Origin of the sequence: Streptomyces fuscichromogenes (genome assembly GCF_014645815.1) — a bacterium.
Lineage (GTDB): Bacteria > Actinomycetota > Actinomycetes > Streptomycetales > Streptomycetaceae > Streptomyces > Streptomyces fuscichromogenes.
In genome coordinates this window covers 179,864-205,888 of sequence record NZ_BMML01000016.1, presented here as the reverse complement: position 1 = coordinate 205,888, position 26,025 = coordinate 179,864, and the positions used below count along the sequence as shown (strand labels likewise).

The 26,025-nt window shown below is 71.6% G+C and carries 15 protein-coding genes; 6 read left to right on the top strand and 9 right to left on the bottom strand.

The annotated features are described in order from the left end of the window. Nucleotides 1–17: 17 nt before the first annotated feature. From IEZ11_RS31275 to IEZ11_RS31250, 6 genes are read right to left on the bottom strand one after another with little or no spacing between them, the layout of a single operon-like run. Nucleotides 18–1,367: an NAD(P)/FAD-dependent oxidoreductase gene (locus IEZ11_RS31275; RefSeq protein WP_189266279.1), complete on the bottom strand. Its 1,350-nt coding sequence runs from the start codon at nucleotides 1,365–1,367 to the stop codon at nucleotides 18–20. Between the two features lie 43 nt (nucleotides 1,368–1,410). Then, nucleotides 1,411–1,689: an acyl carrier protein gene (locus IEZ11_RS31270; RefSeq protein WP_189266278.1), complete on the bottom strand. Its 279-nt coding sequence runs from the start codon at nucleotides 1,687–1,689 to the stop codon at nucleotides 1,411–1,413. Beyond that, nucleotides 1,686–2,426: a class I SAM-dependent methyltransferase gene (locus IEZ11_RS31265; protein WP_189266277.1), complete on the bottom strand. Its 741-nt coding sequence runs from the start codon at nucleotides 2,424–2,426 to the stop codon at nucleotides 1,686–1,688. The genes IEZ11_RS31270 and IEZ11_RS31265 overlap by 4 nt, the downstream gene beginning before the upstream one ends. Beyond that, complete coding sequence (locus IEZ11_RS31260) at nucleotides 2,423–4,003, bottom strand: AMP-binding protein (RefSeq protein WP_189266276.1); 1,581 nt, start codon at nucleotides 4,001–4,003, stop codon at nucleotides 2,423–2,425. The genes IEZ11_RS31265 and IEZ11_RS31260 overlap by 4 nt, the downstream gene beginning before the upstream one ends. Further along, complete coding sequence (locus tag IEZ11_RS31255) at nucleotides 4,000–5,145, bottom strand: acyl-CoA dehydrogenase family protein (protein WP_189266275.1); 1,146 nt, start codon at nucleotides 5,143–5,145, stop codon at nucleotides 4,000–4,002. Before IEZ11_RS31255 ends, IEZ11_RS31260 begins: the two co-directional genes overlap by 4 nt. Nucleotides 5,146–5,155: 10 nt before the next feature. Then, a complete protein-coding gene (locus IEZ11_RS31250; RefSeq protein WP_229713465.1) occupies nucleotides 5,156–6,271 on the bottom strand; it encodes a ketoacyl-ACP synthase III family protein in 1,116 nt (371 codons plus the stop codon). A gap of 859 nt (nucleotides 6,272–7,130) precedes the next feature. On the opposite strand from IEZ11_RS31250, the gene IEZ11_RS31245 reads away from it, so the two are divergent. The 4 genes from IEZ11_RS31245 (at nucleotide 7,131) to IEZ11_RS31230 (ending at nucleotide 16,735) form a co-directional block, all read left to right on the top strand. Further along, entirely contained in the window at nucleotides 7,131–10,649 is a 3,519-nt protein-coding gene (locus IEZ11_RS31245; protein ID WP_229713464.1) for a choice-of-anchor D domain-containing protein, read from the top strand. A 188-nt stretch (nucleotides 10,650–10,837) separates the two neighbouring features. Continuing rightward, nucleotides 10,838–11,821 carry a hypothetical protein gene (locus tag IEZ11_RS31240; RefSeq protein WP_189266273.1) on the top strand — a complete coding sequence of 328 codons (984 nt, stop codon included), beginning with the start codon at nucleotides 10,838–10,840 and terminating at the stop codon, nucleotides 11,819–11,821. A 91-nt stretch (nucleotides 11,822–11,912) separates the two neighbouring features. Beyond that, a complete protein-coding gene (locus IEZ11_RS31235; protein ID WP_189266272.1) occupies nucleotides 11,913–13,760 on the top strand; it encodes an HSP90 family protein in 1,848 nt (615 codons plus the stop codon). 2 nt (nucleotides 13,761–13,762) lie between these two features. Further along, the gene (locus IEZ11_RS31230; RefSeq protein WP_189266271.1) at nucleotides 13,763–16,735 is read left to right on the top strand and encodes a hypothetical protein; all 2,973 of its coding nucleotides are present in this window, start codon (nucleotides 13,763–13,765) and stop codon (nucleotides 16,733–16,735) included. Nucleotides 16,736–16,754: 19 nt separating this feature from the next. On the opposite strand, the gene IEZ11_RS31225 is transcribed toward IEZ11_RS31230, so the two are convergent. Next, the gene (locus IEZ11_RS31225) at nucleotides 16,755–17,966 is read right to left on the bottom strand and encodes a cytochrome P450 (protein ID WP_189266270.1); all 1,212 of its coding nucleotides are present in this window, start codon (nucleotides 17,964–17,966) and stop codon (nucleotides 16,755–16,757) included. 124 nt (nucleotides 17,967–18,090) lie between these two features. On the opposite strand from IEZ11_RS31225, the gene IEZ11_RS31220 reads away from it, so the two are divergent. Further along, entirely contained in the window at nucleotides 18,091–18,744 is a 654-nt protein-coding gene (locus tag IEZ11_RS31220) for a TetR/AcrR family transcriptional regulator (protein WP_229713463.1), read from the top strand. 333 nt (nucleotides 18,745–19,077) lie between these two features. Continuing rightward, nucleotides 19,078–22,362, top strand: coding sequence for a lectin (locus tag IEZ11_RS31215; RefSeq protein ID WP_229713462.1), 3,285 nt, complete (start codon nucleotides 19,078–19,080; stop codon nucleotides 22,360–22,362). A 93-nt stretch (nucleotides 22,363–22,455) separates the two neighbouring features. On the opposite strand, the gene IEZ11_RS31210 is transcribed toward IEZ11_RS31215, so the two are convergent. Both IEZ11_RS31210 and IEZ11_RS31205 read right to left on the bottom strand, forming a co-directional pair. After that, nucleotides 22,456–24,162 carry a carbohydrate binding domain-containing protein gene (locus IEZ11_RS31210; protein ID WP_189266268.1) on the bottom strand — a complete coding sequence of 569 codons (1,707 nt, stop codon included), beginning with the start codon at nucleotides 24,160–24,162 and terminating at the stop codon, nucleotides 22,456–22,458. Between the two features lie 208 nt (nucleotides 24,163–24,370). Beyond that, nucleotides 24,371–25,549: an MFS transporter gene (locus IEZ11_RS31205; protein ID WP_189266267.1), complete on the bottom strand. Its 1,179-nt coding sequence runs from the start codon at nucleotides 25,547–25,549 to the stop codon at nucleotides 24,371–24,373. Between the last annotated feature and the right edge of the window lie 476 nt (nucleotides 25,550–26,025).

Genomic DNA, 26,025 nt, shown 5'->3' with positions numbered 1-26,025 from the left:
GACCGCCCACCGCCCGGTCAGAACAGCGCCCGGGAGCTGAGGGACACCTTCATCCGGCCCAGCAGCGGGTGCCAGAGGTGGTCGGGATCCGCCTCGACGGCGGCGATGAACTCGCGCATCGCCGTCAGCGCGGCCGGCTCCTGCTCGTCGTAGACGTCCCCCTGGAGCAGTTTCAGGACGTCGATCCGGTAGCGGGGGTCCTGGACGAAGGCGGTGAACAGGATGTTCAGGCGGTAGTAGATGGAGATGAACTCGTACCAGCTGGACACGCCGCGCCGCAGCTTCGTCACGTAGTTCTCGAACCGGCCGGCACCGAAGTCGCCGGCCTCGGCGGCGGCGATGATGTCGGCGCAGGCCAGCCGGGCGCTGTTCATGGCGACGCTGACACCGCTGGAGAAGATCGGGTCGACGAACCGGGCCGCGTCGCCGATCATGACCATGCCGTCGTCGCAGACCTTGCGCATGCCGTAGCTGTAGTCGCCCTCGGCCTTGAACGGCCGCACCCGTACGGTGTTCTTCAGCGCCTCGTGCAGCAGGGGCCTGCTGGCCACCGAGTCCCAGAAGAACCCTTCGAGATCGTCCTTGCCCTCCCTGAACCGGGCCCGCTGGGTGACGACCCCGACCGACGTGATCGTGTCGGTGATCGGGATCTGCCACACCCAGGTGTCGCTGAGCGGCAGGAAGTGGATGAAGATGTACTCGGCCTGGTCGTCGTCGTTCGCCAGGGCCTCCCGGTCGAGCCCCTCGAACCAGCTGTGCACGGCGTACTGCTTGAACACCGGGTCGGGGACCTTCACCTTGAGCTGCCGCCCCAGGAGGGTGCCGCGTCCGCTGGCGTCGACGACCATCCGTACCGCGACCTGCGCGGTCGTCCCGCCGAGGCCCACCCGCAGCACGGGACGGGCGGGATCGGCGAAGTCCACGCCGCGCACCCGTACCCCGGAGAACACCTTCGCGCCCAGGCTCTCCGCGTGCTTGAGCAGGATGTGGTCGAACCGGCCGCGGTCCACGTGGAAGGTGTAGTCGCGGTCGACGCCCAGCTGGTCGCGTTCGTTGAACAGCACGTCGGCCGCCCCGAGGCCGTGGTCGTGGACCTGGAAGCCGAGCGGGTCCACCCCGTCCGCGTTGGCCGACGTCCACGCGGCGCCGTACTTGCGCGGAAACCCCGCCGCCTCGATCTTGTCCATGGCGCCGATCTCCAGCAGCACCGGCGTGGTCGCCGGCACCAGCGACTCGCCCACGTGCTCCCGCGGGAAGAACTCACTCTCGAAGACCGCGACCGACAGACCGGCCTTGGCCAGGTAGGACGCGGCGGTGGAACCGGCCGGGCCGCCGCCGATGACCCCGATGTCGTAGTCGTGAAGCATCTGTTCTCCAGTCAGCCAGTCAGCCGGTCAGCCGGTCGGCAGGTCAGAGGGAGGCGGCCCGCGAACGGAGCAGCAGGATCAGGTCGGTGATCGTCTCCAGCGTGCGGAAGTGCTCACCGGTCATGTGCACGGGCGGCACCCGGACGTCGTGGGCGGTGCGGATGTGCGCCAGCAGGCGGGCGGTGCGGACCGAGTCCAGCACTCCCGTCTCCAGCAGCGGGCTGCCCGGGGTGATCTGGTCGGCGGGCAGGCCCGTTTCGAGTTCCTCGCGCACATAGCGGAGCAACTGGTCCAGCAGGGCCGCCCGTTCAAGGTCCGTCATGTCTCCTCCGGAGGTGAGAGCCGAGCCGGTGCGCGCGCCACGAGGTACCTCGTCGGCAGTTCCAGCGGCCGTCCGTCGGGCGTGCGCTCCGTGGTGTGCAGGGGGATGTCGCCGTCGGCCACGACGTCGAATCCGTTCTCCTCGAACAGCAGCCGCAGCCGGCCGTCGTGCGCGGGAGCGACCCGGGCGCCGAACCCGAAGCGGGCCGCGAGACCCGCCGTCTTCGGCAGGTGGGCACCCCCGGCGAGCAACTCCGCGACGTACCAACCGGTGCGCTCGGTCAGCTCCTGCGCGAACAGGACCCCGGCCCCGCCCAGCAGACACCTGATCGCCGCCAGCATCCTGGTGCGGTCGTCCGGGGCGAGCTGGTGCAGCACACCGCGCAGATAGACGTTGACGTCACCGAGCTCCGCGTGCAGCGCCGCCGCGGTGTCCCGGCCGAGCAGGTCGGCGCGGCGGTAGGCGACGTTGGGCGCCGGGTGCGTGGCCTCGGCCAGCTGCACGGCGGCCTCGGCGATGTCGACCCCGACCACCCGCCGGAAGTGCCGTGCCAGCCACTGCGTCTGCCGGCCGCTGCCGCACCCGAGGTCGACCAGCGGCAGCGCGGGGTCGGCATGGTCACGGAACAGCGGCAGGTGCCGCTCGGCGGTCAGCCGGGGCGCCGAGTCCCACAGGGCGGCTCCGGGCTCGGCGGGGAGCGCCGACCAGAACGCGTCCCAGGCCGTGCCGCCGGTCATGCGCGCACTCCCCGCGCCACCAGGCCGCCGAGCGCGGCACGGTCGACCTTGCCGTTGGGGGTGCGGGGAAATCCGTCGACCACGTGCACGGCGTCGACGGTCATGTACGGCGGCAGGAAGGCCGCGCAGTGCCGGCGCAGCTCCACGAGTCCGGGCGTCCGGCCGGTCTCGGGGACCACGAAGGCCTGTAACCGGGCGTCCGGACCGGTGCCCACGACGAGCACCGCCGCGTCCCGCACCGCCTCGTGCGCGACGAGCACGCCGGCCACCTCGGCCGGCTCGATCCGGTAGCCGCGGATCTTCGCCATGTCGTCGGCCCGGCCCCGGTACTCCAGCAGACCGCCGGCGTCGTACCGGCCGAGATCACCGGTGCGGTACGGACCGGCCTGGGGCTCCCCGCCCCAGTAGCCGAGCATCACGGTCGGGCCGCTGACCAGGATCTCGCCGTCGTCGGCCAGCCAGACCCGGTCTCCGGCGGCGGGCGATCCGATCGGGACGGGGGTGGTGCGCGCGAGGTCGGCGGCCGTCACCTCGTACGAGGTGCACACGTTGGTCTCCGTCGGTCCGTACCAGTTGAGCATCCGGACGCCGGGCCAGGCGCGGCGCAGGTCCTGCAAACGCTTCAGCGGAAAGGGTTCGCCGGCGAAGACGCACGTGCGCAGCGCCCCCGGACCGCGCTCCAGCAGCTCGCCGTACTCGGCCATCAGCACCAGTGCGGAGGGCACCGAGTACCAGACCGTGATCCGGCGCTCCAGCAGGAAGTCGACCAGCGGTCCCGCGGCCTGGGCGAGCGTCTCGCCGACGAGGTGCACCGAGGCGCCGGCCCGGAAGGCTCCGTAGAGGTCGAGGACCGACAGGTCGAAACCGAACGCGGCGTGGTTCGCCAGCCGGTCGGCCGCGGTGAGCGCCAGCTCCCGGCACGCCCAGTCGACGAACGCGAGCGCGTTCCCGTGGCTCAGGCAGACGCCCTTCGGCGTCCCCGTCGACCCGGAGGTGTAGAGGATGTAGGCCGGGTCGGAGAGGCGGACCGGATGATGCGCGGTGGCCGGGCCGGACGCCACCTTCGAGCGGGGCTCCGGCTGCCGGGGAGGCTCCGTCTGCGGGCGGGGCTCCGTCTCCCGGGAAGGCTCCGCTTCCGGGCGGGGCCCCGTCATCCGGGGAGGCTCCGTTTCCCTGCGAGGCTCCGTTTCCCTGCGAGGCTCCGCTTCCCGGACGAGGTCCGCGCAGGGTACGCAGACCGTGCCGGGGACGCGGTCGTCGTGGTCCGTGACGATCAGTGCCGGGCGGGCGTCCGCGGCGATCCGGGCCACCCGCTCCCGGGGATTGCTCCGCGGGACCGGGACATGGACCGCGCCGCACCGCAACACCGCCTGGGCGACGGCCACCGCTTCGGTCGTCTTGTCCGTCCACACCAGGACACGGTCGCCCGGCCGGACGCCGCGTCCGCGCAGCGCGGCCAGGTACGCGTCGGCCCGTGCGTCCAGCGTGCCGTAGTCGAGGCCGGTGACCAGGTCGTGGACCGCGAGCGCGCGCGGCGTCCGTGCGGCCGCGTCGACCACCAGGCTGTAGAGGCTCACAGTCCCATCTCCTGGGCGATCAGCCGGCGTTGGATGTCGGAGGTGCCGGAGAAGGTCGTGGCGGGAAGGGCGTCGCGCACGTGCTCCTCGATCCCGTACTCCGCCAGGAAGGCCCGGCCCCCGAAGATCCGGCCGGCGTCCAGCGCGGTGGCGACCGCGGCCTCGGACACGGCCAGCTTCGCCAGGGCCACCCAGAGGGAGGTGTCCTCGCCGCCGTCGATCCCGGCACAGGCCCGGTAGAGCAGGAGCCGCCCGCTCTCCAGCCGTAGCCTCATGTCCGCCAGCCGGTCCGCGACCGGCTGGAGATCGGCGAGCCGCTTCCCGAACTGCCGCCGCTCCCGCACGTGTTGCACGCAGCGCCGGACGACGCGCTCCTGCTGGCCCAGATAGATGGCGAACAGGCAGGACCGCTCCCACTGCATGGACGTCTGGAACACCAACTGCCCCTGGCCGGGGCTGCCCAGCACCCGGTCGTCCGGCACGAAGCAGCGGGTGAACACCACTTCGCCGGCCTGACAGGCAGCCAGCGCGGTCTTCGCCAGCGGCGCGCCGGCTTCCAGACCGGGGGAGTCACGGTCCACGGCGAAGGCGGTGGAGCCGAAATAGCCGCCTTCCGGATCCGTGGTCGCATAGGTGACGTAGAGATCGGCGACCGGGCCGTTGCTGACGAAGCTCTTGACCCCGTCGAGGAGATATCCGCCGTCGACCCTGGTGGCCCGGGTCGTCAATCGGGAGACGTCCGATCCCGACTCCGGTTCCGTCATGGCGTTCCCCGCGATCAGTTCTCCCGCGCACAGGCCGGGCAGCAGCGCTTTCCTGGTCTGCGGGAGCGCGAATTCCAGCACCGGCCGGACACAGGCGAAGAGATGGGCCGCGGCGGCGAAGAGCAGTCCGGTGTCCGCGCCGCCCTCGCCGGCGGCCTCGTACAGAAGGGCCGTGTCCAGCGCGCCGAAACCCGCACCGCCGTGCTCCTCGGGGACGGCCGCGCCGAGCAGTCCCAGGCCGGCCGGTCTCTTCCAGACGAGTTCCTTCCACTGCTCCCGGCGTAATCCGGCGGCGGCGGAATCCGTGGGAAGTCCCTCCGCGGCTGCTTTCGTCCGCGCGTAGCGCTCTTTCTGCCGAGCGCTCAGGCTGAAGTCCATGAGACGCCTTTCACGCGGCGTTGGCGGGACGGGCGGCGGACCAGTGCGGAGTTCCGACGATCTCGATCACGGCGCACGCGATGTTCAGTCCGGGTCCTACGCCGAGCATCAGGAAATGGTCCCCGCGCCGCAGTTCGCCGCAGAGCAGCAGCTGTTCGAGCGCCACCACCTGGTCGCTGGCGCCGATATGGCCGACGGTGCGCCCCTGTTCCCACGTCGAGAGGGACATCGGCAGGCCGAGCGGCACCATCGCGCGTCCCTCGACACGCTCCCGGGACCCGTTGGCATAGGCGACGCGGGTGACGTCGGCCATCGTGATGCCCGCCTCGTCGAGGGTGCGGCTGACGAGTTCGTCCTGCGCGGCCACGAGCCTCAGCGGGCCGGCCGGATCCCGGTCCGGGCCGTCCAGCCAGCGGTCTTTGGAGTCGCCGAAGTCGAGCCTGCCCGGTCGGCCGGCTCCCGGCGGGAACAGGGGCTCGGGTCCGCGGTGCATGGACTCGTACTCGGGGAGCGTGACCGCGTTGACGGACTTGAGCCGGGCGAACCCCTCGCGTCGGCTGAGGACGACGGCCGAGCCCGCGTCACCCATGACGAAGTGCGGGCTGAAACGCCAGCGTTCGAGCAGGTCCGAGGTGAAGTTGTCGCCGGAGGTGACCAGAGCCGCTTCGTGGTCGGCCGAGGCCATGAGATGACCCGCCGCGAGTTCCAGGGCGGAGAACATTCCCATGCAGCCCTGTCTGACCTCGGCGGCGGTGGCCCGGCCCGCGCCCGTGTGCCGCTGCACGTAATACTGCGGACACCAGCCGTGCGGGCCCTGATACCACACGCTGACGTAGAGTAATAAGCTCAGGGACGCCGGATTCTGCCCGGCCCGTTCGAGCGCCTGGCGAGACGCCCGCACCGCCATCTCGGGCGCCGGGATATCGCCCGCGACGGTGACGCTCGTGATTCCGTATTCTGCCGCGGCGGCCGGATCGATCAGCCCCCGCTCGACCGCCCACTCCATGGGTACCCGGTCGGGCAGAAAGGCACCCAAGCCGCTGATCAGGACATCGGACGCCTTCATGGCTCGCTCCAGATTCCTTTGACAACGTTTTCTCATCAGAACAACGGCGCTGTCGAGCACTGTGCCTGGGGGAATGGAGAAACGAGTGCGGAGAAGAGGTCGCTGCGAGGGAGGAAGTCCGTTCCAGGACGCTCCGGTTGGTCAGTTCCTCTGCTGTGAGCGCGCTGTGCCGTCTGAAGGAGAAATACCGTCTCTGCCTTGCACCGACACGCTCATGCGCTGACTTGCGCAACTCCGGAATGCATCGTGATCAGCGTGCCCTCCGTTTCGGCGTGCGTCAAGACGCCGTGGCCCAAGGCCCCCGACGACAAACCGAATTGAGGACCCGGGAGCCGACGGGAGCGGTGCCGTACGCACTCTCCGCCGGACCTTGAGAGCACTCCGCGGTGGTGCTCGCGCCCTTGGGTCGACCGTCTCCGGGGGAGGCGCTCAGCGCCCCGGAGACGGTGCGGCTCGGGCGAGGAGCGGGCTTTCGAGACGCGGTCGCGGTCGCGGGGAACGGGTGCGCGCGGGATCGGCGCCTGTTGGCGGCGGTCGTCTCGGTGAAGCCGGACACGCCCGAGTTCGGGGGCGCCGTACCGGTCCGCGGCACTCCTCGACCGCCCCTGACCCCCGGCCGTCGACCGGTATCCGAAATTTGCAGAGTTTGAGAAGGAACTTGCATGGAGTGTCTGGGGGGTGCAGTCGGGTCGGCGTAGAGGGTGAACGCCGCCGGTCGGCCGACCTGCCGCTCCATGGTCCCGGTGATGCATTAGATCTTGCGGGCTGGATTTTTGTTGTTGCAATGTTCTGTCTAGTTCTTGCGTGATCTTGTCGATGACATTACGGTCCCCTCGCGTCACATCCCTCCCTCTCTGGCGGATGAAAGGAGTGGTAAGTGGTCCATTCCATCCGAGAACTGAGACGAGCTCTTGTGTGGGTGGTCAGCACCGTGATGGTGGCCGCCTTCGGCATCGTCGCTCTGGCCGTCCAACCCGCCTGGGCGGCGGCCGCCGCCACCGGCGGCAGCGGCGCGGGTCTGCCGTACGTCGAGGTGCAGGCGGAGAACTCCGCCACCAACGGCACCGGCATCGGCCCGAGTCACACCCAGGGCCAGCTGGCCGACGAGGCGTCGTACCGGAAGGCGACGACGCTCCAGGGCACCGGCGAGTACGTCACGTTCACCACACCGGTGGCCACCAACTCGATCAACTTCCGGTACAGCATCCCCGACACCTCGGGCGGCTCGGTCTACACCGCCGCACTGTCCCTGTACGTCAACGGCGTCAAGCAGCCCGACTTCACCCTGACCAACGCCTACAGCTGGTACTACGGCAGCTACCCCTTCACCAACACGCCGGGCGGCAACCCGCACCACTTCTACGACGAGGCCCACCGCCTGTTCTCCACCACCTATCCGGCGGGCACGACCTTCAAGCTGCAGATCGACCCGGGGGACACCGCCTCCTCGTACACGATCGACTTCGCCGACTTCGAGCAGGTCGGCGCCGCCCTGACCGCGCCCCCGGGATCGGTGTCGGTGACCGGCAAGGGCGCCGACCCGACCGGCGTGAGCGACGCGACCAGCGCCTTCAACGCCGCGATCAGCTCGGCCGGGCCCGGCGGCACCGTGTGGATCCCGCCGGGCACCTACGACATCCCCGGCCACATCAGCGTCAACAACGTCACGATCGCCGGCGCCGGCATGTGGTACTCGACCGTCACCGGCACGGCCCCCGGCTTCTACGGCAACTCCGCGCCCTCGGCCAGCACCCACGTGCACCTGCAGAACTTCGCGGTCTTCGGCGATGTGCAGGAGCGTGACGACAGCGCCCAGGTCAACGGCATCGGCGGCGCGCTGAGCAACTCGACCGTCGCCGACCTGTGGATCGACCACATGAAGGTCGGCGCCTGGATGGACGGGCCGATGGACGGGCTGACGTTCAGCGGCATGCGCATCCGGGACACCACCGCGGACGGCATCAACTTCCACGGCGCGGTCACCGACTCCAAGGTGACCGACAGCGACATCCGCAACACCGGCGACGACGGTATCGCCACCTGGGCGGACTCCGCCATCGGCGCCGACGCCGACGACACGATCTCCGACAACACCGTGTCCCTGCAGATCCTCGCCAACGGCATAGCGATCTACGGCGGCCACGACAACACCGTCAGCGGCAACCGGGTGGTGGACAGCGGCATCACCCAGGGCGGCGGCATCCACGTCGGGCAGCGCTTCACGTCGACGCCCGTCGGCACCACCACCATCTCCGGCAACACCATGGTCCGGGACGGCAGCCTCGACCCGAACTGGCAGTTCGGCGTGGGCGCGTTGTGGTTCGACGGCAGCCAGGGCGCGATCACCGGACCCGTCAACGTGACCAACGCGCTGATCCAGCAGAGTCCCTACGAAGCCGTCCAGTGGGTCGAGGGCACCATCAGCGGCGTCAACCTCGACAACGTGACCATCGCCGGCACCGGAACCTTCGCCCTCCAGGAACAGACCGGCGGTGCGGCCAGGTTCACCAACGTCACGGCCACCGGCGTCGGTTACTCCGCCCCGGTGTACAACTGCTCGGGCGGCAACTTCACCGTCACCGACGGCGGCGGCAACTCCGGCATCAGCGGCACGCCGTACTGCGGTGGGTGGCCGGCGCCGGTCTTCCCGCCCTACCCGTCCGAAGGCGTGACGGCCACCCCCGGCGCGCTCGACTTCGGTTCGGTCCCGACCGGTTCGACCAGCGATGCCCGGACCGTGACGGTCTCCAACCCGACCGGCGGCGCCGCTTCCGTCTCGTCGGTCTCCGCCGGCGGCGACTACTCCCAGACCAACACGTGCGGTTCGTCGATCCCGGCGAACGGCTCGTGCACCGTCAGCGTGACGTTCGCGCCGACCGCGACCGGCAGCCGTGGCGGCGCCCTGACCGTCAGCGCGGGCGGCGTCACCAACACGGTCGCCCTCTCCGGCACCGGCACCGCGCCCGGCCCGGTCCTGAGCACCGACCCGGCGAACCTGACCTTCGACGCGACGGTGGTCGGCTCCTCGGCCACCGCGCAGACGGTGAAGGTGACCAACTCGGGCACCACCTCGGCGACCGTCTCGGGAGTCTCGGCGACCGGCGACTTCAGCCAGACCAACAACTGCGCCACCCTCGCGGTCGGCGCCTCCTGCACGGTGAGCGTCGGATTCAAGCCCACCACCGGCGGCTCGCGCACCGGCAGCCTGACCGTCAGCAGCAACGCCAACAACAGCCCGACCGTGGTCGCCCTGTCCGGCAGCGGCATCGACAGCACCACCGACATCGCCGCCGGGCGTCCGGCGACGGCGAGTTCGAGCAACAGCCCGTACGTCGCCTCCAACCTCACCGACACGGACGCCTCGACGTACTGGGAGGGCACCAACGGTTCGTTCCCGCAGTGGGCACAGGTCGACCTCGGCCAGAACTACGGGGTCGGCAAGGTCGTGCTCAGACTCCCGCCGACGACGGCGTGGTCGGCCCGCACCCAGACGCTGTCGGTGCAGGGGTCCACGGACGGCTCCGGCTTCGCCACGATCAAGGCCTCGGCCGGGTACACCTTCGACCCGAACGCCGACGGCAACACGGTGACCATCACCTTCAGCGCCGCCACGGCGAGATACGTCCGGGTGAACATCACCGCCAACACCGGGTGGAACGCCGCCCAGTTGTCCGATCTGGAGGTCTTCCCCAGTACCGGCGGCTCCTCGCCGGCGACCCTGTCGGCCGACCCGACGTCACTGTCGTATCCCACCCAGGCGCTGAACACCGCGAGCAGCGCGCGGACGGTCACGGTGACCAACACCGGTACCGCGGCGGCGACCGTCTCCGGCATCACCGTCACGGGCGACTTCGCGCAGACCAACACCTGCGGGACGTCGATCGCGGCGAACGCCTCCTGCACGGTGGCCGTCACGTTCACGCCCACCGCGTCCGGCACCCGCACCGGCGGTCTCAGCATCGCCGGCAACGCGTCGAACGGCACGACCACGGTCGCGCTGACCGGCACCGGAGCCGGCACGGTGCGCAGGAACCTGGCGGCGGGCGCGGCCACCACCGAGTCCAGCCACACCGACGTCTACCCGTCGTCCAATATCACGGACGGCAACCAGGGCACCTACTGGGAGAGCGCCGACAACGCCTTCCCGCAGTGGGTCCAGGTCGACCTCGGTTCCGCGCAGAGCGCGACCCGCGTCGTCCTCCAGCTCCCCGCCGGCTGGGGCGCCCGCGACCAGACGCTCTCCCTGTCGGGCAGCACCGACGGCGCCTCCTTCACCACCGTCAGGTCGTCGGCGACGTACACCTTCGACCCCACCACAGCCAACACGGTCACCCTCACGTTCGCCGCGACCACCCAGCGGTACTTCCGGGTGGACATCACGGCGAACAACGGCTGGCCGGCCGGACAGGTCTCCGAGTTCCAGGTCTGGAACACCTGAACCGCCCCACTGGTGCCGCCGGGCGCACGCACGCCCGGCGGCACCACCCGCTGCGCGCGGCTCGCCCTCATCGCCGCCGACGGCCGACCGGTCCCCGTGAGCCGCCGGTGAAAACCCTGTGCGGTGATGTCGGTGCCGCCCCCTATGCTGCACCGGAATGATCACGCGGAACCTGGGGAGGGCGCGGCATGTTCGGCAAGCTGTTCGGCAGAGGCGGGGAGAGACCGGCGGCGGATCCGCATGCCCTTCCCGTACCGCGTCGGCAGAACGGGGTGTACAAGCTGCAGAACCTCGGTGACGCCCGGGTCATGGCGCTGGTGGTGGCGGCGGAGTCGGGCGACTGGGACGCGGTCAGGATGGCGTCGGCCCACTTCGATCTCGGCCGCGACCACAAGGTGCTGGGCGAGCTGTCCGACGTGGACGGCGTGCAGGACTGGATCGGCCGGGCCGTCGAGAAGGACGCGGAGCACCGGGCGACGGCCCTGCTGATATCCGGGGCGCGCCACATCAGCTGGGGCTGGGAGGCGCGCACCTCCGCGCGTGCCACGGACGTCTCGCGGGAGCAGTGGCGGGTCTTCCACGAACGGCTCCACCTCGCCGAGGAACACCTGCTCGAAGCCGCCGAGCTGCGACCGGAGTGGATCACGCCGTGGCGCCGCCTGCTCACCTCCGGCCGCGGCATGTCGCTGGGCACCGCCGTCAACGACACCCGCCTCGACGCCGCCCTGCGCCGCGACCCGCTGGACCTGGAGACGCACATCGAGTGGGTGTCGCACCTTCAGCCGCGGTGGCACGGCGAGCCGGGCCAGGCCCTGGAGTTCGCGCGCACCGCGTTCGCCGGCGCCCCCGACGGCCATCGCCTCGGCTGCGCGGTCGCCATGGCCCACATCGAGGACTGGGTGGAGTCCGACGACAAGAGCTGCCTCGACACCCCTGAGATCCAGCGCGAGTTGAGGGACGTGGCCAGGCGCAGCATCCTCCACCCCGACCACCGGCGGCACCCGGGCTGGCAGGAGGACTTCAACATCTTCGCCATGGCCCTGTCGCTGGCCGCCGAGAGCGTCGTGGCCCCACGCGTCTACCACGAGCTGGACGGCGCCTTCACCCGGTGGCCCTGGGTCTACATGGCGCAGCCGGAGAAGGCGTACGCCCGCTTCCGGCGCCGCGCCTGAACCGGCGGCAGCCGGCACCGGTGTCTCCCGCGCCGCCCGGCACGCCACACCCGCCATCCTCCGACCACTCCACCCCACCCCGGACTCCTTGATGACTCTGCCCCACGCCCGCGTGAGCGCGGACGGCGCCGACCGCACCTTCCAGGTGGACCTGCGCGGCCTCGTCGACCTCCTCTCCCACCACCTCTACTCCAGCCCCCGCGTCTACCTGCGCGAGCTCCTGCAGAACGCGGTGGACGCGCTGACCGCCCGGCACGGCCTCGAACCGGGCGCCCCCGCCGACGCGTTCGGCATCCGCGTGTACGCCGACGGTTCGGTGGTCCGGGTGGAGGACGACGGCGTCGGTCTCACCGAGGCCGACGTGCACACCTTCCTCGCCACCATCGGCCGCAGCAGCAAGCGCGCCGACCAGGTCGCCGAGCAACGTGCCGACTTCATCGGCCAGTTCGGCATCGGCCTGCTCTCCTGCTTCCTGGTCGCCGACGAGATCCACGTCGTGAGCCGTTCCGCCCGCACGCCCGACGCCCCCGCCGTCGAGTGGCGGGGCCGCGGTGACGGCAGCTACTCCGTGCGCACCCTGCCCACCACCGCCCGCCCGCGGCCCGGCACCACCGTCACGCTGACGCCCCGCGCCGACAGCGCCGAGTGGACCCGGCCGGTCCACGTGCTGTCCCTCGCACGGCACTTCGGCTCCCTGCTGCGGCACCCGGTGACCTTCGACGACGGCACCGGCGGTCCCGGCGCGGCCGTCAACCCCGAGCCCGCCCCCTGGGCGCGTGCCTACCCCACACCGGGCGCACGCTCCCGCGCGCTGGCCGCGTACGGCGAGGAGATCCTCGGATTCACCCCGCTGGACACCATCGACCTCGACCTGCCCGCCGTGGGTCTGAAGGGCATCGCGTGCGTGCTGCCCGAGGCGGTGCCGGCCGGGCGCCGCCACGGCCACCGCGTGCACGTCAAGGGCATGCTGCTGTCCGAGCGGGCCGAGGAGATCCTGCCCGAGTGGGCGTTCTTCGTCCGCTGCGTCCTCGACGCCGAGAGCCTGCGGCCGACCGCGTCCCGCGAGTCCCTGTACGAGGACGACACCCTCGCCGCCGTCCGTGACGCCCTCGCCGAACGGCTGCGCGCGTGGATCGCCCGGACCGCCGCCAGCGACCCCGACCTCCTGGGCCGTTTCCTCCAGACCCACCACCTGGCCGTGAAGTCCCTGGCCGTGCACGACGACGAGATCCTGCGGATGCTGCTGCCGTGGCTGCCGTTCGAGACCACCGACGGACACGCCACCCTGGACGAGTTCGCGCGCGCCCACCGCACCGTGCTGGTGACCGCCAGCGTGGAGGAGTTCCGGCAGGTGGCGGCGATCGCCGCGGCCGCCGGGCTGGGCGTCGTCAACGGCGGTTACACCTACGACCGTGAACTGGTCCACCGGCTGCCGGAGATCAGGCCCGAGGTCGCCGTCGCCGACCTCGACCCGGGCACCCTCACCGCGCACCTCGACCCCGTCGACCGGGAGACGGAACTGGCCGCCGCGGCCTACCTCGCGCTGGCCCGCGACGCCCTCGCCGTCTTCGACTGCGATGTCGCACTGCGCACCTTCCAGCCCGCCTCCGCCCCCGCCCTCCTCCTGGACAGCCGCGAGGCCCGGCACGAACGCACCCGCTCCCAGCTCGCCCGCGAGCAGCAGGGCGGCGTGTGGGGCGACATCCTCGGCCACCTGCGCCAGGAGGCCCCGCGGGCCCAGCTGATCCTCAACCAGCTCAACCCGCTGGTCCGTACGGCCGTCACCATCGACGAACCCGAACTGGCCCGAACCAGCGCCGAAGCCCTCTACGGGCAGGCCGCGATGCTGTCCCGCCGCCCGCTCAGGCCCGCCGAGTCGAGCCTCATCAACCGCTCCTTCCTCGACCTCCTCGCCCACGCCCTCCGCAAGGACAGCTGACGATGCCCACCGCACCCCATCCGCAGAACACGGACGAGCTGTACCAGGCGCTCCAGGACAACGACCGGCGCCCCTACGGCCGTACCCGCACCGTCACCGCCGAGGAACTCGTCGACGCGGCCGAGCAGTTCGCCGAGCCCCGGCCGCTCGCGCACGCGCTCCTCGCCCTCCAGAAGGCGTACCACTACGGCTCCGAACCCAGGAAGTCCCCGGTGGTCTTCGCCCGGGTGCTCACCCTCTTCGACGAGCAGCCCGACGCCTTCGACGAGCGGCTGCGGCACACCCTGTTCTGGCGGTTCAAGTGGGTCGCAGGCGCCCTGCTCGCGCTGCCCGAGATCCCCCTGGCCGGCCTGCGCCAGTGGCTGACCGAGATGCGCGACCGGTACGAGAAGGCCGGTCTCGAACTCCAGCCCTACTACGGACAGGCGTACCAACTCGCCGCCCACGTCGGCGAGGACGCCGACCTGGCCTACGAGCTGTGGGCAGGGCGGGCCCGCACCCGGCTCAGCGACTGCGAGGCCTGCGAGATCTGCGAGCGCGCCCGCCACCACCTCGCGGCCGGCGACGACGAACGGGCGCTGCGCACCTGGGAGTCCGTCCTGGCCGGGCAGGAGTCCTGCCAGGAGGAGCCCGCCCGCTCCGTCTCCTACGCGCTGCTTCCGCTGCTGCGCACCGGCGGCGCCGACCGGGCCCGCGAGCTGCACCTCGCCGGCTACCGCGGCTGCCGCCGCAACCCCTCGATGTCCGGCGAGATCGGCCGGCACCTGGAGTTCTGCGCGCTCACCGGCAACGAGGCACGCGGTCTGGAACTCCTCGCCGAGAACCGGAACCTGTTCGACGAGGTCGAATCGCCGCTGGACCAGCTGAGTTTCCTCACCGGCACGGAGGTCCTCCTCCAGCGCGTCGAGTCCCTCGGCCACGGCGGCCTGCCCGCCGCCGGATACCCCGGCCGCACCTGGACGGTGGCCGGCCTGCGCGCCGAGATCCGCGGCCGGGCCGACGACCTCGCCGCCCGCTTCGACGCCCGCAACGGCACCACGGCCCACACCGACCGGCGCAGCGCCCGCCTCGACCGGGCCCCGCTCCTGGACGCGCTCGAACTGACCCTGCGCACCCGCGGCCTCGACGACGTGGCCCCGGCCGCCGTGCCGGCCGCCGCCCGCACGGCCGCCCCCGTCCCCGAGTCGCTGCCCGAACTCATCACCCGGGCCCGGAAGTCGGCGGCCGAGGGACATCCGGACGCGACGGCCCAGTGGGCACGGCTGCGCACACTCGCCACCGCCCCCGACTACGTCCACCCCGACGACCCGGCCGCGGGACCGTTCGCACGGCTGCGCGCGGACCTGCTGGCCGACGAGGCGGGCCGGCTGGGCGAGAAGGACCTGTTCGACGAGGCCGCCGCCCGCTACGAGGAGGCCGCGGGCCTGTACGACGACGCCGCGGAGCCGGGGCGGGCGGCGGTCAGCCGCGCCAGTGCCCTGCTCGCCGCCGCGCAGATCGCCCCGCAGGACGCCGACGAGGCCGAGGCGAGGGCCGCCGCGCTGACCGACGCCCACGCGTCCATGGTCCGACTCCACGAGGCGGCCGGCGACCTCGCCCCGTACCAGGAGGCCCGTCTGCTGCGGCTGCGGGCGACCGTGCTCGGCCTGCGGTTCCAGGCGTCCCGCGACGAGGAGCATGTCGAGCCGGTCCTCGCCGAGGTGGAACGGCTGGAGGAGTTCGCCGTCCGGCACGACATCGCCGGGCAGATCTCCGGCGCCCTGCTGCTGCGGGCCGGCACCCACGCCCTCTGCGGCGACCTGCCCGCGGCGGTCAGCGCGACCGATGCCCTCGTCGACCGGCTCAGGGCACACGGCCCGGCCTGGCACCTGCCCCACGCGTTCGGACTGCGCGGGCGGATCCGGCTGGGCCTGCGGGACGCGCAGGCGGCCCACGCGGACCTGACCGAGGCGCTGCGCCTGGCCGCCGAATGGCCCGCCGACGCCGTGGGCACCGCCCGCCTGCACGGCGACCTCGCGCAGACCTGTATGCGTCTGGGCCGCCCCGACGAGGCACTGCGGCACCTGACGCGCTCCGCGGAGCTGGAACTGCGCCACGGCAGTCGGCTCGACGCGTTCTGCACCTACAGCAACGCGGCGCAGCTCAGCCTCGAACTGGGCCGGGTCGAGGACTGCATCGCGCTGCTCGACTCCCTCCTGGCCGAACCGGACGTCGCCGCCGGGGAGGTGGACGACCGGCTCGTCGCCCAGTTGCGCCTCAGCCGCGCCCGCGCCCTGCACGCGGGGGAGGACCTGAAGGCCGCCACGGCGGAGTACGCCGCCCTCGCGGCCGAGTCGGCCGGCTGGGACGACGACCCCGCGAGCCATGCCATGATCGCCGCGGAGACCGCCGTACTCCTCGCCGAGGCCGGTGAGTTCGGCCGCGCCCGGGAGGCCGCGGACCAGGCCCTCGCCGCGCACGCCCGGACCCCGCGCTACGAGCAGCTCAGCAACTGCCTGCGCGAACTCGCCCGCCTCCAGGCCCAGCAGCAGGGTGCCGAGGGCCTCGCCGACGCCCTCGCCCTGCTCGCCGACGCGGGCCGGATCGCCGACGAGGCCCGCGCCGCGGGGTACGAGGCCGGCGGCCGCGACCTGGACAGCGCTCTCGCCTACGAACACGGCCGGGTCAACGCCTACGCCGGTGAGTACGAGACCGCCCTGACCGCCCTGGAAGAGGCACTCACCTTGCTCGGCGAACCCGGATCCGAGTCCGGGGCCGGGGCTGGGTCCGAGTCCGGGGCCGACGACAAGGACCATGTCGGTGAGTGGGCCGAGTGCGTTCGGCTCGCGGCTGTCATGGAGGGCCTCTACCTGGAACGTCCCGCCCCCGCCCTGGCCCGCCTCGACGCGGCGGTCGCCCGCCTCGGTGCCCTGGGCCACACCGAGGAGACCGAGCCGCTGGCCTCCCTGGCGGCCCGGCTGCGCGACGAGGACTGACCCGGCGGCCGCACCGCCCTCACCAGGTCACGGGAAGCTCGCTGACCCCGCCGGTGAGGGTGGTGCGCACCTCCAGCTCGTCGACGTCCTTGGCGAGCCGCAGACCGGGCAGGCGCTCGGCCAGGGCGGTGAAGACGATGCGCAGCTCCGTGCGGGCCAGGCTCGCCCCGATGCAGAAGTGCGGGCCGTGGCCGAATCCGAGGTGGTTGCGTTCCGGACGGTCGGGGTCGAAGGTCTCGGCGTCGCGGTAGGCGGCCGCGTCGCGGTTGGCCGAGTTGACGGAGAGGATCACGGCGTCGCCGCACCGGATGGTGACCCCGGCGACGTCGACGTCGGTGTGGGCGTAGCGCAGCAGGCCGAGGTCGCCGGGCGCGCCGAGGCGCATGATCTCCTCGACGGTGGCGTTGACGCGGCCGGCCGGGTCGGCGCTCAGCGCCCGCCACTGGCCGGGGCGGGTGAGCAGGAAGAGCGTGCCCAGCCCGATGCGGTTGACGGTGGTCTCGTGCCCGGCGAACAGCAGGCCGACACAGAGCCTGATCATCTCGTCGTAGTCGAAGTCCGCGTCGGCGCTCTGTGCGCGCACGAGGTCGGAGATGACGTCCTCGCCCGGCCGGGCGCGCTTGGCCTCGGCCAGAGTGGTCATGTACTGGTTGAACTCCTCCCGGGCCCGTTCGGCCTCGTCGCCGATGGCGTAGTCGGCCATGCGCCCCGACAGCGCGGAGAAGTACTCACGGTCGCTCTCGGGTGCGCCGAGCAGTCGGCAGATGACGGCGACCGGCACCGGGAAGGCCAGCCCGGCGTGCAGGTCGACCACCCCGTCGGGGGCCGCGGCTCGCTCGGCGGTCAGCCGGTCGATGCAGTCGTCCACCAGGTGCCGTACGTGATCGGAGAGCATCACCATGCGCCGGGCGGAGAAGGCCGGGGTCAGCAGCCGGCGCATCCGGGTGTGGTCGGCCTCCTCGGTGGCGTAGTCGCCCGAGGGGCCCTCCTGCACCGCGGCGGTCGTGATGCGGGACGCCCGCTCCGGCTCGGGATGGGAGCGGCCGAGCCGCTTGTCGCCGAGGAGCTCGCGCACCTCGTCGAAGCGGGTGACCAGCCAGGCCGGGTCCCCGGCCGGTGTGGTGACCGGCGTGATCGGCGCCTCCCGGCGCAGCACCTCGTACAGAGGTGCGAGTTCGAGCACGTTCGGCCGTGCGAAGGGAAGTTGTGAACGCTCGGCGGCACCGTTCATGGTCCTCCTCCTGGACCTCGGAACGCGATCTTCCGGCATTTCGACCGTAACACTTTATTGTCAGTGACTGCCAATAATGTTTTCGGCCAGTCGTCCCGCGGTCCGGGCATGGTTGGATCGCCCGATGGAGGACGTGACGGTGGGCAGTGGCCCGATGGCGCCCCGCCGGGGACGGCCCCCGGTGAGCGAGCGGCAGCGGCGGCATCGGCGTCTGGACATCTCCCGTCACGCGGTCCGGCTGTTCGCTGCACAGGGAGTGGCCGCCACCTCCGGCGAGCAGATAGCGCGGGCGGCCGGCGTCTCGGAGCGCACGCTGTGGCGCTGGTTCCCGAGCAAGGAGAGCTGCGTCGAGCCGCTGCTCACCCAGTCGGTCGCGGCCTTCCAGGAGGTCCTGCGGGCCTGGCCGGCCCAGGCGGACCTGACGGAGCATCTGCGCGCCTCCTACCGGCCCGCCCCCGACGGGTCGTCCGACGGGGACGCCGAGGCGGTCCTCACCGTGATCCGGATGACCCGCGACGAACCCGGGTTGCGGGCCGTCTACCTGGTCCTGCGGGAGCGTGCGGAGGAAACGTTCGCCGAGGTGCTCGCCGACCGCGCGGGCGGGTCCGCCGACCTGCTCGACGTGCGTATGCGGGCCGCCACCATGAGCGCCGTGCTCAAGGTGACGACCGACGACCTGGCCCGCGCCGTGGCCGAGAAGGGCATCACCCCCGAGGCGCTGCGGAGCCACCGCGAACAGCTCGCCGACGCGCTGAGTCACGTCACCCGGGGGCTGTAGGGCGGCTGTTGCCCACAGGCCGTAACTCCCGCAAGGAATCCCGGCGTCGGGCCCGGCGCGGCCCACGCCGTGAACTTCGCTCGCAGAAAGTCCTGTTGGCCTCGTTGACATGCCGCAAGCGCAGGCGTTTCACTCGACACTCGTGTATGGCAACGTTGTCAGGCCGTGCAGTCGCGACCCGGTCCGTTGCCTGTCGCCTGGCTCTCCGGCGCTTCTCGGCGCGCCGACACCTGATGTGCGAAGCACGAACTGCTGCGGAGGCAACCGATGGTGAGACCCCGACGTTCAGCCGCACCACCCCCCACCAGAGCAGGATTCCGCGGGCGCCTTGCCGTGGTCTGCGTCCTGGGCATGGCCGCCCTGCCGCTCTCGACGGTCGGCAGCGCGCATGCCGCGAGCACCGCGAGACCGGCCCTCGTGGCCGACCCCGCGTCCCTCGTCAACCCCCTCATCGGCACCTCCGGTGCGGTGGACACCTTCCCCGGTCCCGACATGCCGGCCGGCATGGTGCAGTGGGGCCCCGACACGACGCCGAACCGCCCCGACGGCGGCGGCTACGAGTACGCCGACAAGAAGCTCTCCGGCTTCAGCCTCACCCACGTCTCCGGACCGGGCTGCCCGGTCGCGGGCGACCTGCCCGTCCTGCCGGTGACCGGCGCGCTCTCGGGCGACCTCGGCGGCACGTCGGTCGGTTTCAGCCACGCCGACGAGCAGGCCGCCGTCGGGTCCTACAAGGTCACCGACGCAGGCGGGGTCAGGACCGAGCTGACCGACACCACCCGCGCCGGTCTGGGCAGCTTCACGTTCCCCGCGGGACAGCAGGCGAACCTGCTGTTCAAGCTCAGCGGGGGCGCCACCCAGGTGGACGGGACCCGCGTCCAGGTCGTGAACGGCAAGGAGATCAGCGGCGCGATCGACAGCGGCCACTTCTGCGGCGCGAGCAACCGGTACACGCTGCACTTCGACATCAAGTTCGACCGGCCGTTCGCCGCGAGCGGCACCTGGGTCGGCAGCACCATCACCCCGGACGCGAAGTCGCTGAAGGCGGGCAAGGTCGGCAAGGCCCCGCAGACGTCCACGTGGGCGCCGCTGAAGGAGAAGCACTTCACCGTCCCGGCGAAGCCGGCCCCGACGGTCCACGGCACCGCCGCCAAGGCCTCCCGCGCCGCCGAGCCGCCCACCACCGGCGCCAACGGCATGTACCTCACCTTCGACACCTCCGCGCACCGCACGGTGACGGCGAAGGTCGGCATCTCGTACACGAGCGACGCCAACGCGACGAAGAACCTCGGCACGGAGATCAGGAACTGGAACGTGGGTGCCGTCGAGAAGGCCAACCACGACGCCTGGAACACGGTGCTGAAGAAGATCCGGGTGGGCGGCGGATCCGCCGACCAGCAGACGCAGTTCTACACCGCGCTGTACCACGCCCTGCTGCACCCGAACGTCTTCTCGGACGACAACGGCCAGTACATGGGCATGGACAACCAGATCCACAAGCTGGCCAAGGGACAGAAGGCCCAGTACGCCAACTACTCGGGCTGGGACACCTACCGCTCCCAGACCCAGCTGATGGCACTGGTCGAGCCCGAGGTCGCCAGTGACGTCGTCACCTCGATGCTCAACGGCTACGACCAGACGGGTCTGCTGCCCAAGTGGGCCTCGAACAACGGTGAGAGCTACGTGATGGTCGGCGACCCGGCCGCCGGCATCATCACCGACGCGTACGCCTTCGGCGCGCGGGGCTTCGACACGGCCAAGGCCCTCGCCGCCCTCCGGCACGAGGCCACCGTCCCGAACAACGACCGCCCCGGCGAGCCGGTCCGGGACGCCAAGGGCTACCTCCCGCTGGACGAGAACGACTACAACTGCTGCAACTTCTACGGCCCGGTCTCCACCCAACTGGAGTACGACTCCGCCGACTACGCCCTGGCCGCCTTCGCGAAGTCGCTGGGCAGGACGGACGTCTACACGAAGTTCGCCACCCGCGCCCAGGACTGGATGAACGTCTTCAACCCGCAGTCCGGCTACCTCCAGGCCAGGAACAAGGACGGCCAGTTCGCGACCGGGTTCACCCCCGGCACCTCCAACGGCTTCGTGGAGGGCACGTCGGCCCAGTACACCCCGATGGTCCCGTTCAACCTGCAAGAGCTCATCCAGGCCCGCGGGGGCGCCAAGGCGTACTCGTCCTACCTGGACAGCCTCCTGGACGACATCACCGACCCCGGCAGCACCGACGCCGACCTGAGCAACGAGCCCAGTGTGGAGATCCCCTGGGAGTACGACTACACCGGCCAGCCGTGGAAGACCCAGGCGGCCGTCCGCGACGCCCAGCAGCACCTGTACTTCAACGCCCCCGTCGGCTCCTTCGGCAACGACGACCTCGGCGCCATGAGCTCCTGGTACGTCTGGTCCGAGCTCGGCATGTACCCGGAGACCCCGGGCACGGACACCCTGGTGCTCGGCAGCCCGGCGTTCCCGGCGGCCCAGGTGACCCTCGGGAACGGCAGGACGGTGCGGATCGACGCGCCGCAGGCCGCGCCCGACGCGCCGTACGTGCAGTCCCTGAACGTCAGGGGCAAGGCGTGGCAGGCCTCCTGGCTGACGTTCGGGCAGTTCGAGGGCGCGGGCACGCTCGACTACACGCTCGGCACCCGGCCGAACACCTCCTGGGCGTCCGGAGCGTCGGCGGTGCCGCCGTCGGACACCACGGGCGGCGGCCGGGTGCTGGCCGCGACCGGTCCCGCCAACGGCCTGGTCCTCCAGCCGGGTACCGGCGGTGACAGCACGCTCGACGTGACCAACCTCGGCGGCAAGGCCGTCACGGTCGACTGGACGGCGACGGCGCCCTCGGGCGTCACGCTCGACACGGCGTCCGGCTCACTGACGGTGCCCGCCTCCGGCAGCGCCGAGGCGAAGGTCCACGTGACGGCGGGCGCGGACGAGGGGACGTACCGGGTCCCCTTCGCCCTCACCGACCACAGCACGGGTACGGCACTGTCCGGGGCGGCCCTCCGGGTGGCCGTCGCCAAGCCCGGCGCGCTGTGGCCGTACGCCACCAACGAGGGCGTCTACCCCGACGGCACCACCTACTCGGGCGGCTTCGACGGCGGCGGCTGGGCCTACTCGCAGAACGCGCTGGCGGCGGCCGGCGTCACGAGCGGCTCCCCCCTCACGGTCGACGGCGTCTCCTACACCTGGCCGACGGTGACCTCCGGTCAGCTCGACAACCTGGAGATGGCCGGCCAGACCCTCCCGATGCCGGCCGGCACCTCGGGGGCGTCGCTGGGTCTGCTGGGCGCGGCGGTCAACGCGCCCACCGACGGGGTCTCGGGCACGCTGACCGTCACCTACACCGACGGCAGCACCTCGCAGGCGACGGTCGGCTTCTCCGACTGGACGCTCAACGGCGGACCGAGCAAGCCGCTGCCGGGTGACACCACGGCCGTCACGACCGCCTACCGGAACACCGGGAGCGGCGGCCGGGACGGCGTGAAGACCTATGTCTTCGCCACGAAGGTCCCGCTGGATCCGTCCAAGCAGGTCGCGTCGGTGACGCTGCCGGTGACCGGTTCCTCGGGCACCGACCACCTCTTCGCCTACGGCTTCGGCCAGTAGGGCGTAAGGCGGCACGGCAGCACCTGTGAGAGGGGGGCCGGTTCCCCGGGCGTGTGCCCGGGGGACCGGCCCCCCTCGTCGAGGTGACCGTGCTCAGCCGAGGGTGAAGTCGTCCGCGTTCACGTCGGACTGGCCGTACCAGCCGTGGACGTAGACGGTGACCGTCCCGCTGCTGCCGGTGGTGAAGCCGACCGTGAGCTGGTTCCAGCTGCCGCTGTTGGACCAGGTGCTCGCGCCGGCGCCGCCGCTGACCCCGATGTAGGCGTACGGGCCCTGCACCCAGGCGGTGAGGGTGTAGGTGTGGTTGGCGGACAGGGTGACGGTCTGGTCGCATTCGCCGGTGCTGCTGGAACTCGGCGTGACCTGGAGGCTGTGGCTGCCGCTGTGGACCGGGCCGGAGACCACCGAGCTGCCGCCCGCGCAGGTCCAGGGGCTCGTACTGCCGGTCTCGAAGCCCGCGTTGGCCAGCGAGCCCCCGCCGCCCCCGCCGCCGCCGGAGGAGGTGACCGTGAGCGAGTAGGTGGCGCTGTGGCCGCCACTGGCGGCGGTGCCCGTGACGGTGATCGGGTAGGTGCCCGCGGCGACGGACGAGCCGACCGTCGCCGTCAGCGTCGAACTGCCGCCGGACGTCACGGAGGTGGGGGAGAAGGAGACGCTGACACCCGAGGGCGCGCCGGAGGCGGTGAGGCCGACCGACTCGGCGCTGCCGGAGGTGACGGCCGTGGCGACGGTCGCGGTCGCCGAACCGCCCTGGGCTACCGAGGCGGAACCCGGCGACAGGGACAGCGAGAAGTCGGTGGTGGCGCCTCCGCCGCCGCCCGTGCCGCCCTCGTAGGGCACGAACGCGTCGGTGAACGCCAGCGGGTTCTGGCTGATCTCGCTGCACGTGGACAGCGAGTTGGCGCTGCCGCCGCACGGCTGGTCCCGGTTGGCCGACCAGAACGACAGTCGCCCGACACCGTTCTGCGCGGCGAAGCTCTCCACCGTCCCGGCGTCCGCGAGCGTGAAGGTGGACCCGTCGTCGTTCCTGCCGATCATCGGCGTGATGCCGAGGTTGGCGTAGGTGTAGCCGGAGTCGACGGACTGCATCTGCGCCAGGGTGGCCTTGGCCGCGGAGACCGCGGCCTGCCCCATCTCGGTGCCGGTGCCCGCGTAGTAGTCCATGGTCATGACGTTGACCACGTCGATCTTGATGCCGGCGGTCTTGGCGGCCTTGAGGATGTTGACGCCGTCGCCGGTCAGTCCGCTCGTCAGCACCGGCAGGGTCATGGAGAACCTCAGGTTCGGGTTGGCCGACTTGAGGTCCTTCATCGCCTGCATCTGGCGGGCCGCGGCGGCGGTGTCCGCGATGGCGGCGCCCTCGACGTCGAAGTCGAGCTGGGTGACGCCGTAGTCGTTGATGACGGCCTGGTACCCGGCGTCGATGCTGCTCTGGGTGGCGCACGTCCAGGCGAGCGGCTCACCGCTCGCCCCTCCGGAGGAGATGATGACGGAGGCGCCCTCGGACCTCGCCCTGGCGATCTCGGGGTCGGTGTAGGAGTCGTTGCCGATGGGGAGCGTGTCGCCCCAGATCTGGGTGCAGCCCTCGCCGAGCACGAAGGCCGCCGTGTAGGCCTTGAGCCCGTGGCCCGTGACGGCCGTGTCGAGCAGTCCTTCCTGACCGTTCGACATGTCGACGTAGGGAGCCACGGAGTAGACGCTGCTCCCCGCGGCGCTGCCGGCGGGGGCCAGCGCGACGGTGACGCCGGTGGCCGCGAGTGCGAGGGCGCACGCGGAGGCCGCAAATCTTGCCAGGTGCATGACAGTGGCCCTTTCGGGATGCCCATCGAGGGCGGAGTGGTGGGGGTGGGCCGTGATTTGGTACATACCAAACCGCCGCCGAGGCCATTCCGTCAAGAGGACTAGACCAACTGCGTCCATTCGGGCTCGCCGGTGTCAACTGCGCACGCGGGCAGGGACTTTGCGGTCGCCTTCGGTTCCGTTACTTTCCGACCAGCCGGTCGGTCGCTCAGGAGGAGGGCTCGCTCACGGTGGACTCGCGGCGGCGGACGAAGACCAGGGCGGCCCACACCATGGCCACCAGCGGGATGACGCCCGAGATGATGACCTGACCCTGGCTGGAGACCACGCTGTTGGGAGTGCCCAGCAGGTAGCCGACGCCGATGCAGCTGCGGGACAGCGCCTGGAAGCAGGCCCAGGCGCTGCCGTGCACCTCGGCCGGCACGCGCGCGTGCACCGCGTTGCGCAGGCCGACGTTGCAGGCGCCGTTGCCGAAGCCCGCGATCAGGAACAACGGGAAGATCACCGCGGCCACCGGGATCAGACCGGTGAGGAGCAGGCCCACCGCGATGCCCGTCACGCCGCCGACGATCAGCAGGGTGTGCCGGTCGGCCCAGCGCGCGCGGCCCGCGAGCAGCGCGCCCGGGACGGAGCCGAGGGCCCAGGTCGCCAGGAAGAGGCCGAACACGGTGTCGTCGCCGTTGACGACGTCCCGCAGGTAGTAGACGCCCGCGACGTTCTCGATGCTGGTGGCCACCATCGCCGCCGCCAGCGCCGGCATCAGCGTGCCCACCACCGGCGCGTCGCGCAGCGCCCGGTAGCCGTCCGCGAGCCTGGTGGCGGGGCGGCGGCCGATCGCCACGTCCACGGTGTTCGGCACCGCCAGCATGGTGCAGCCCGCGAGCACCAGGAAGGACGCGGCGTCCACCGCGAGCAGCACGGGCGTGCCCCACCGGGAGTTCAGGAAGCCGGCCAGGGGAGGGCCGATCAGCCCCGCGACCGAGAGGCCCGCCGTCAGCAGGCTGTTCGCCCGGCCCGTGTGCTTCTCACCGGACACGGCGGGCAGCATCTTGAACCCGGCGGCCACCGAGGCCACGCCGGCCAGGGCCGACAGCGCCACCAGCGCCACCCGTGCGTGGAATCCGCCGACCGCGGTGGCAGCGCCCAGGGCCAGCGCCTGGGCCAACAGCGCCCACAGGCAGACCGCGCGCGCACTGAACCGGTCCACCACGGAGCCGATCAGCGGTGCCGCGAGGACCGTGGGGATGAGTTCGGCGAGCATCACCTCGGTCACCCCGAAGCGGATGTCCCGGTCCGCCGCGTGCAGCACCAGGCCCAGGGAGGCGAGCGTGTCACCGAGCCGGGAGAAGAGCGTCCCCGCGATGAGCACCTGCGCGGCGACCGGCATCGTGGCATCCGGGCGCAGCGCGGCGAATGGTGCTCTCCGCGTCTTATCCGTGTCCAATCGATTCCAATCCGTCCGCTTTCCGGGCCCATTCAGCCTGCCCGCGCATCAGATTAGGCCTGCTCGTAGAGCGGTAGAGCGTTCACCGGCCACCGGGACGGACCACTTCCCGTCGATTGCGCACCCCGCCGGAACCCGGGGCGGGATCCCAATTTCTCAGCCATGAGCAGCACTTCACCGAATGTCCACACATGTTCCACACCAACTCCCGCTGTGCCGGTTCAGGGAGGTCCGCGGTGCGCGTCACCCGGGATGATGTGCATCCGGGGCGTTCCGGACGTCCTTTCCGGGCTGGGCGGTGCCGGTGCCGGAGATCGGCGTCCCGATGTCCCTGTGGGAGCCGTAAAGCGTGCTTTTCGGCCAATCGCTGGAGTTGCGGCGGTCTCTGCCGGTGAACGGCTCCGCTCTGGTCCGTCGAT

What these genes read in the sequence shown, in the direction of transcription:
- IEZ11_RS31265 (WP_189266277.1), bottom strand. Translation starts at nt 2,426, where the DNA reads ATGACCGGCGGCACGGCCTGGGACGCGTTCTGGTCGGCGCTCCCCGCC.
- IEZ11_RS31220 (WP_229713463.1), top strand. Translation starts at nt 18,091, where the DNA reads ATGGAGGACGTGACGGTGGGCAGTGGCCCGATGGCGCCCCGCCGGGGA.
- IEZ11_RS31275 (WP_189266279.1), bottom strand. Translation starts at nt 1,367, where the DNA reads ATGCTTCACGACTACGACATCGGGGTCATCGGCGGCGGCCCGGCCGGT.
- IEZ11_RS31230 (WP_189266271.1), top strand. Translation starts at nt 13,763, where the DNA reads ATGCCCACCGCACCCCATCCGCAGAACACGGACGAGCTGTACCAGGCG.
- IEZ11_RS31225 (WP_189266270.1), bottom strand. Translation starts at nt 17,966, where the DNA reads ATGAACGGTGCCGCCGAGCGTTCACAACTTCCCTTCGCACGGCCGAAC.
- IEZ11_RS31210 (WP_189266268.1), bottom strand. Translation starts at nt 24,162, where the DNA reads ATGCACCTGGCAAGATTTGCGGCCTCCGCGTGCGCCCTCGCACTCGCG.
- IEZ11_RS31240 (WP_189266273.1), top strand. Translation starts at nt 10,838, where the DNA reads ATGTTCGGCAAGCTGTTCGGCAGAGGCGGGGAGAGACCGGCGGCGGAT.
- IEZ11_RS31255 (WP_189266275.1), bottom strand. Translation starts at nt 5,145, where the DNA reads ATGGACTTCAGCCTGAGCGCTCGGCAGAAAGAGCGCTACGCGCGGACG.
- IEZ11_RS31235 (WP_189266272.1), top strand. Translation starts at nt 11,913, where the DNA reads ATGACTCTGCCCCACGCCCGCGTGAGCGCGGACGGCGCCGACCGCACC.
- IEZ11_RS31205 (WP_189266267.1), bottom strand. Translation starts at nt 25,549, where the DNA reads ATGCCGGTCGCCGCGCAGGTGCTCATCGCGGGGACGCTCTTCTCCCGG.
- IEZ11_RS31270 (WP_189266278.1), bottom strand. Translation starts at nt 1,689, where the DNA reads ATGACGGACCTTGAACGGGCGGCCCTGCTGGACCAGTTGCTCCGCTAT.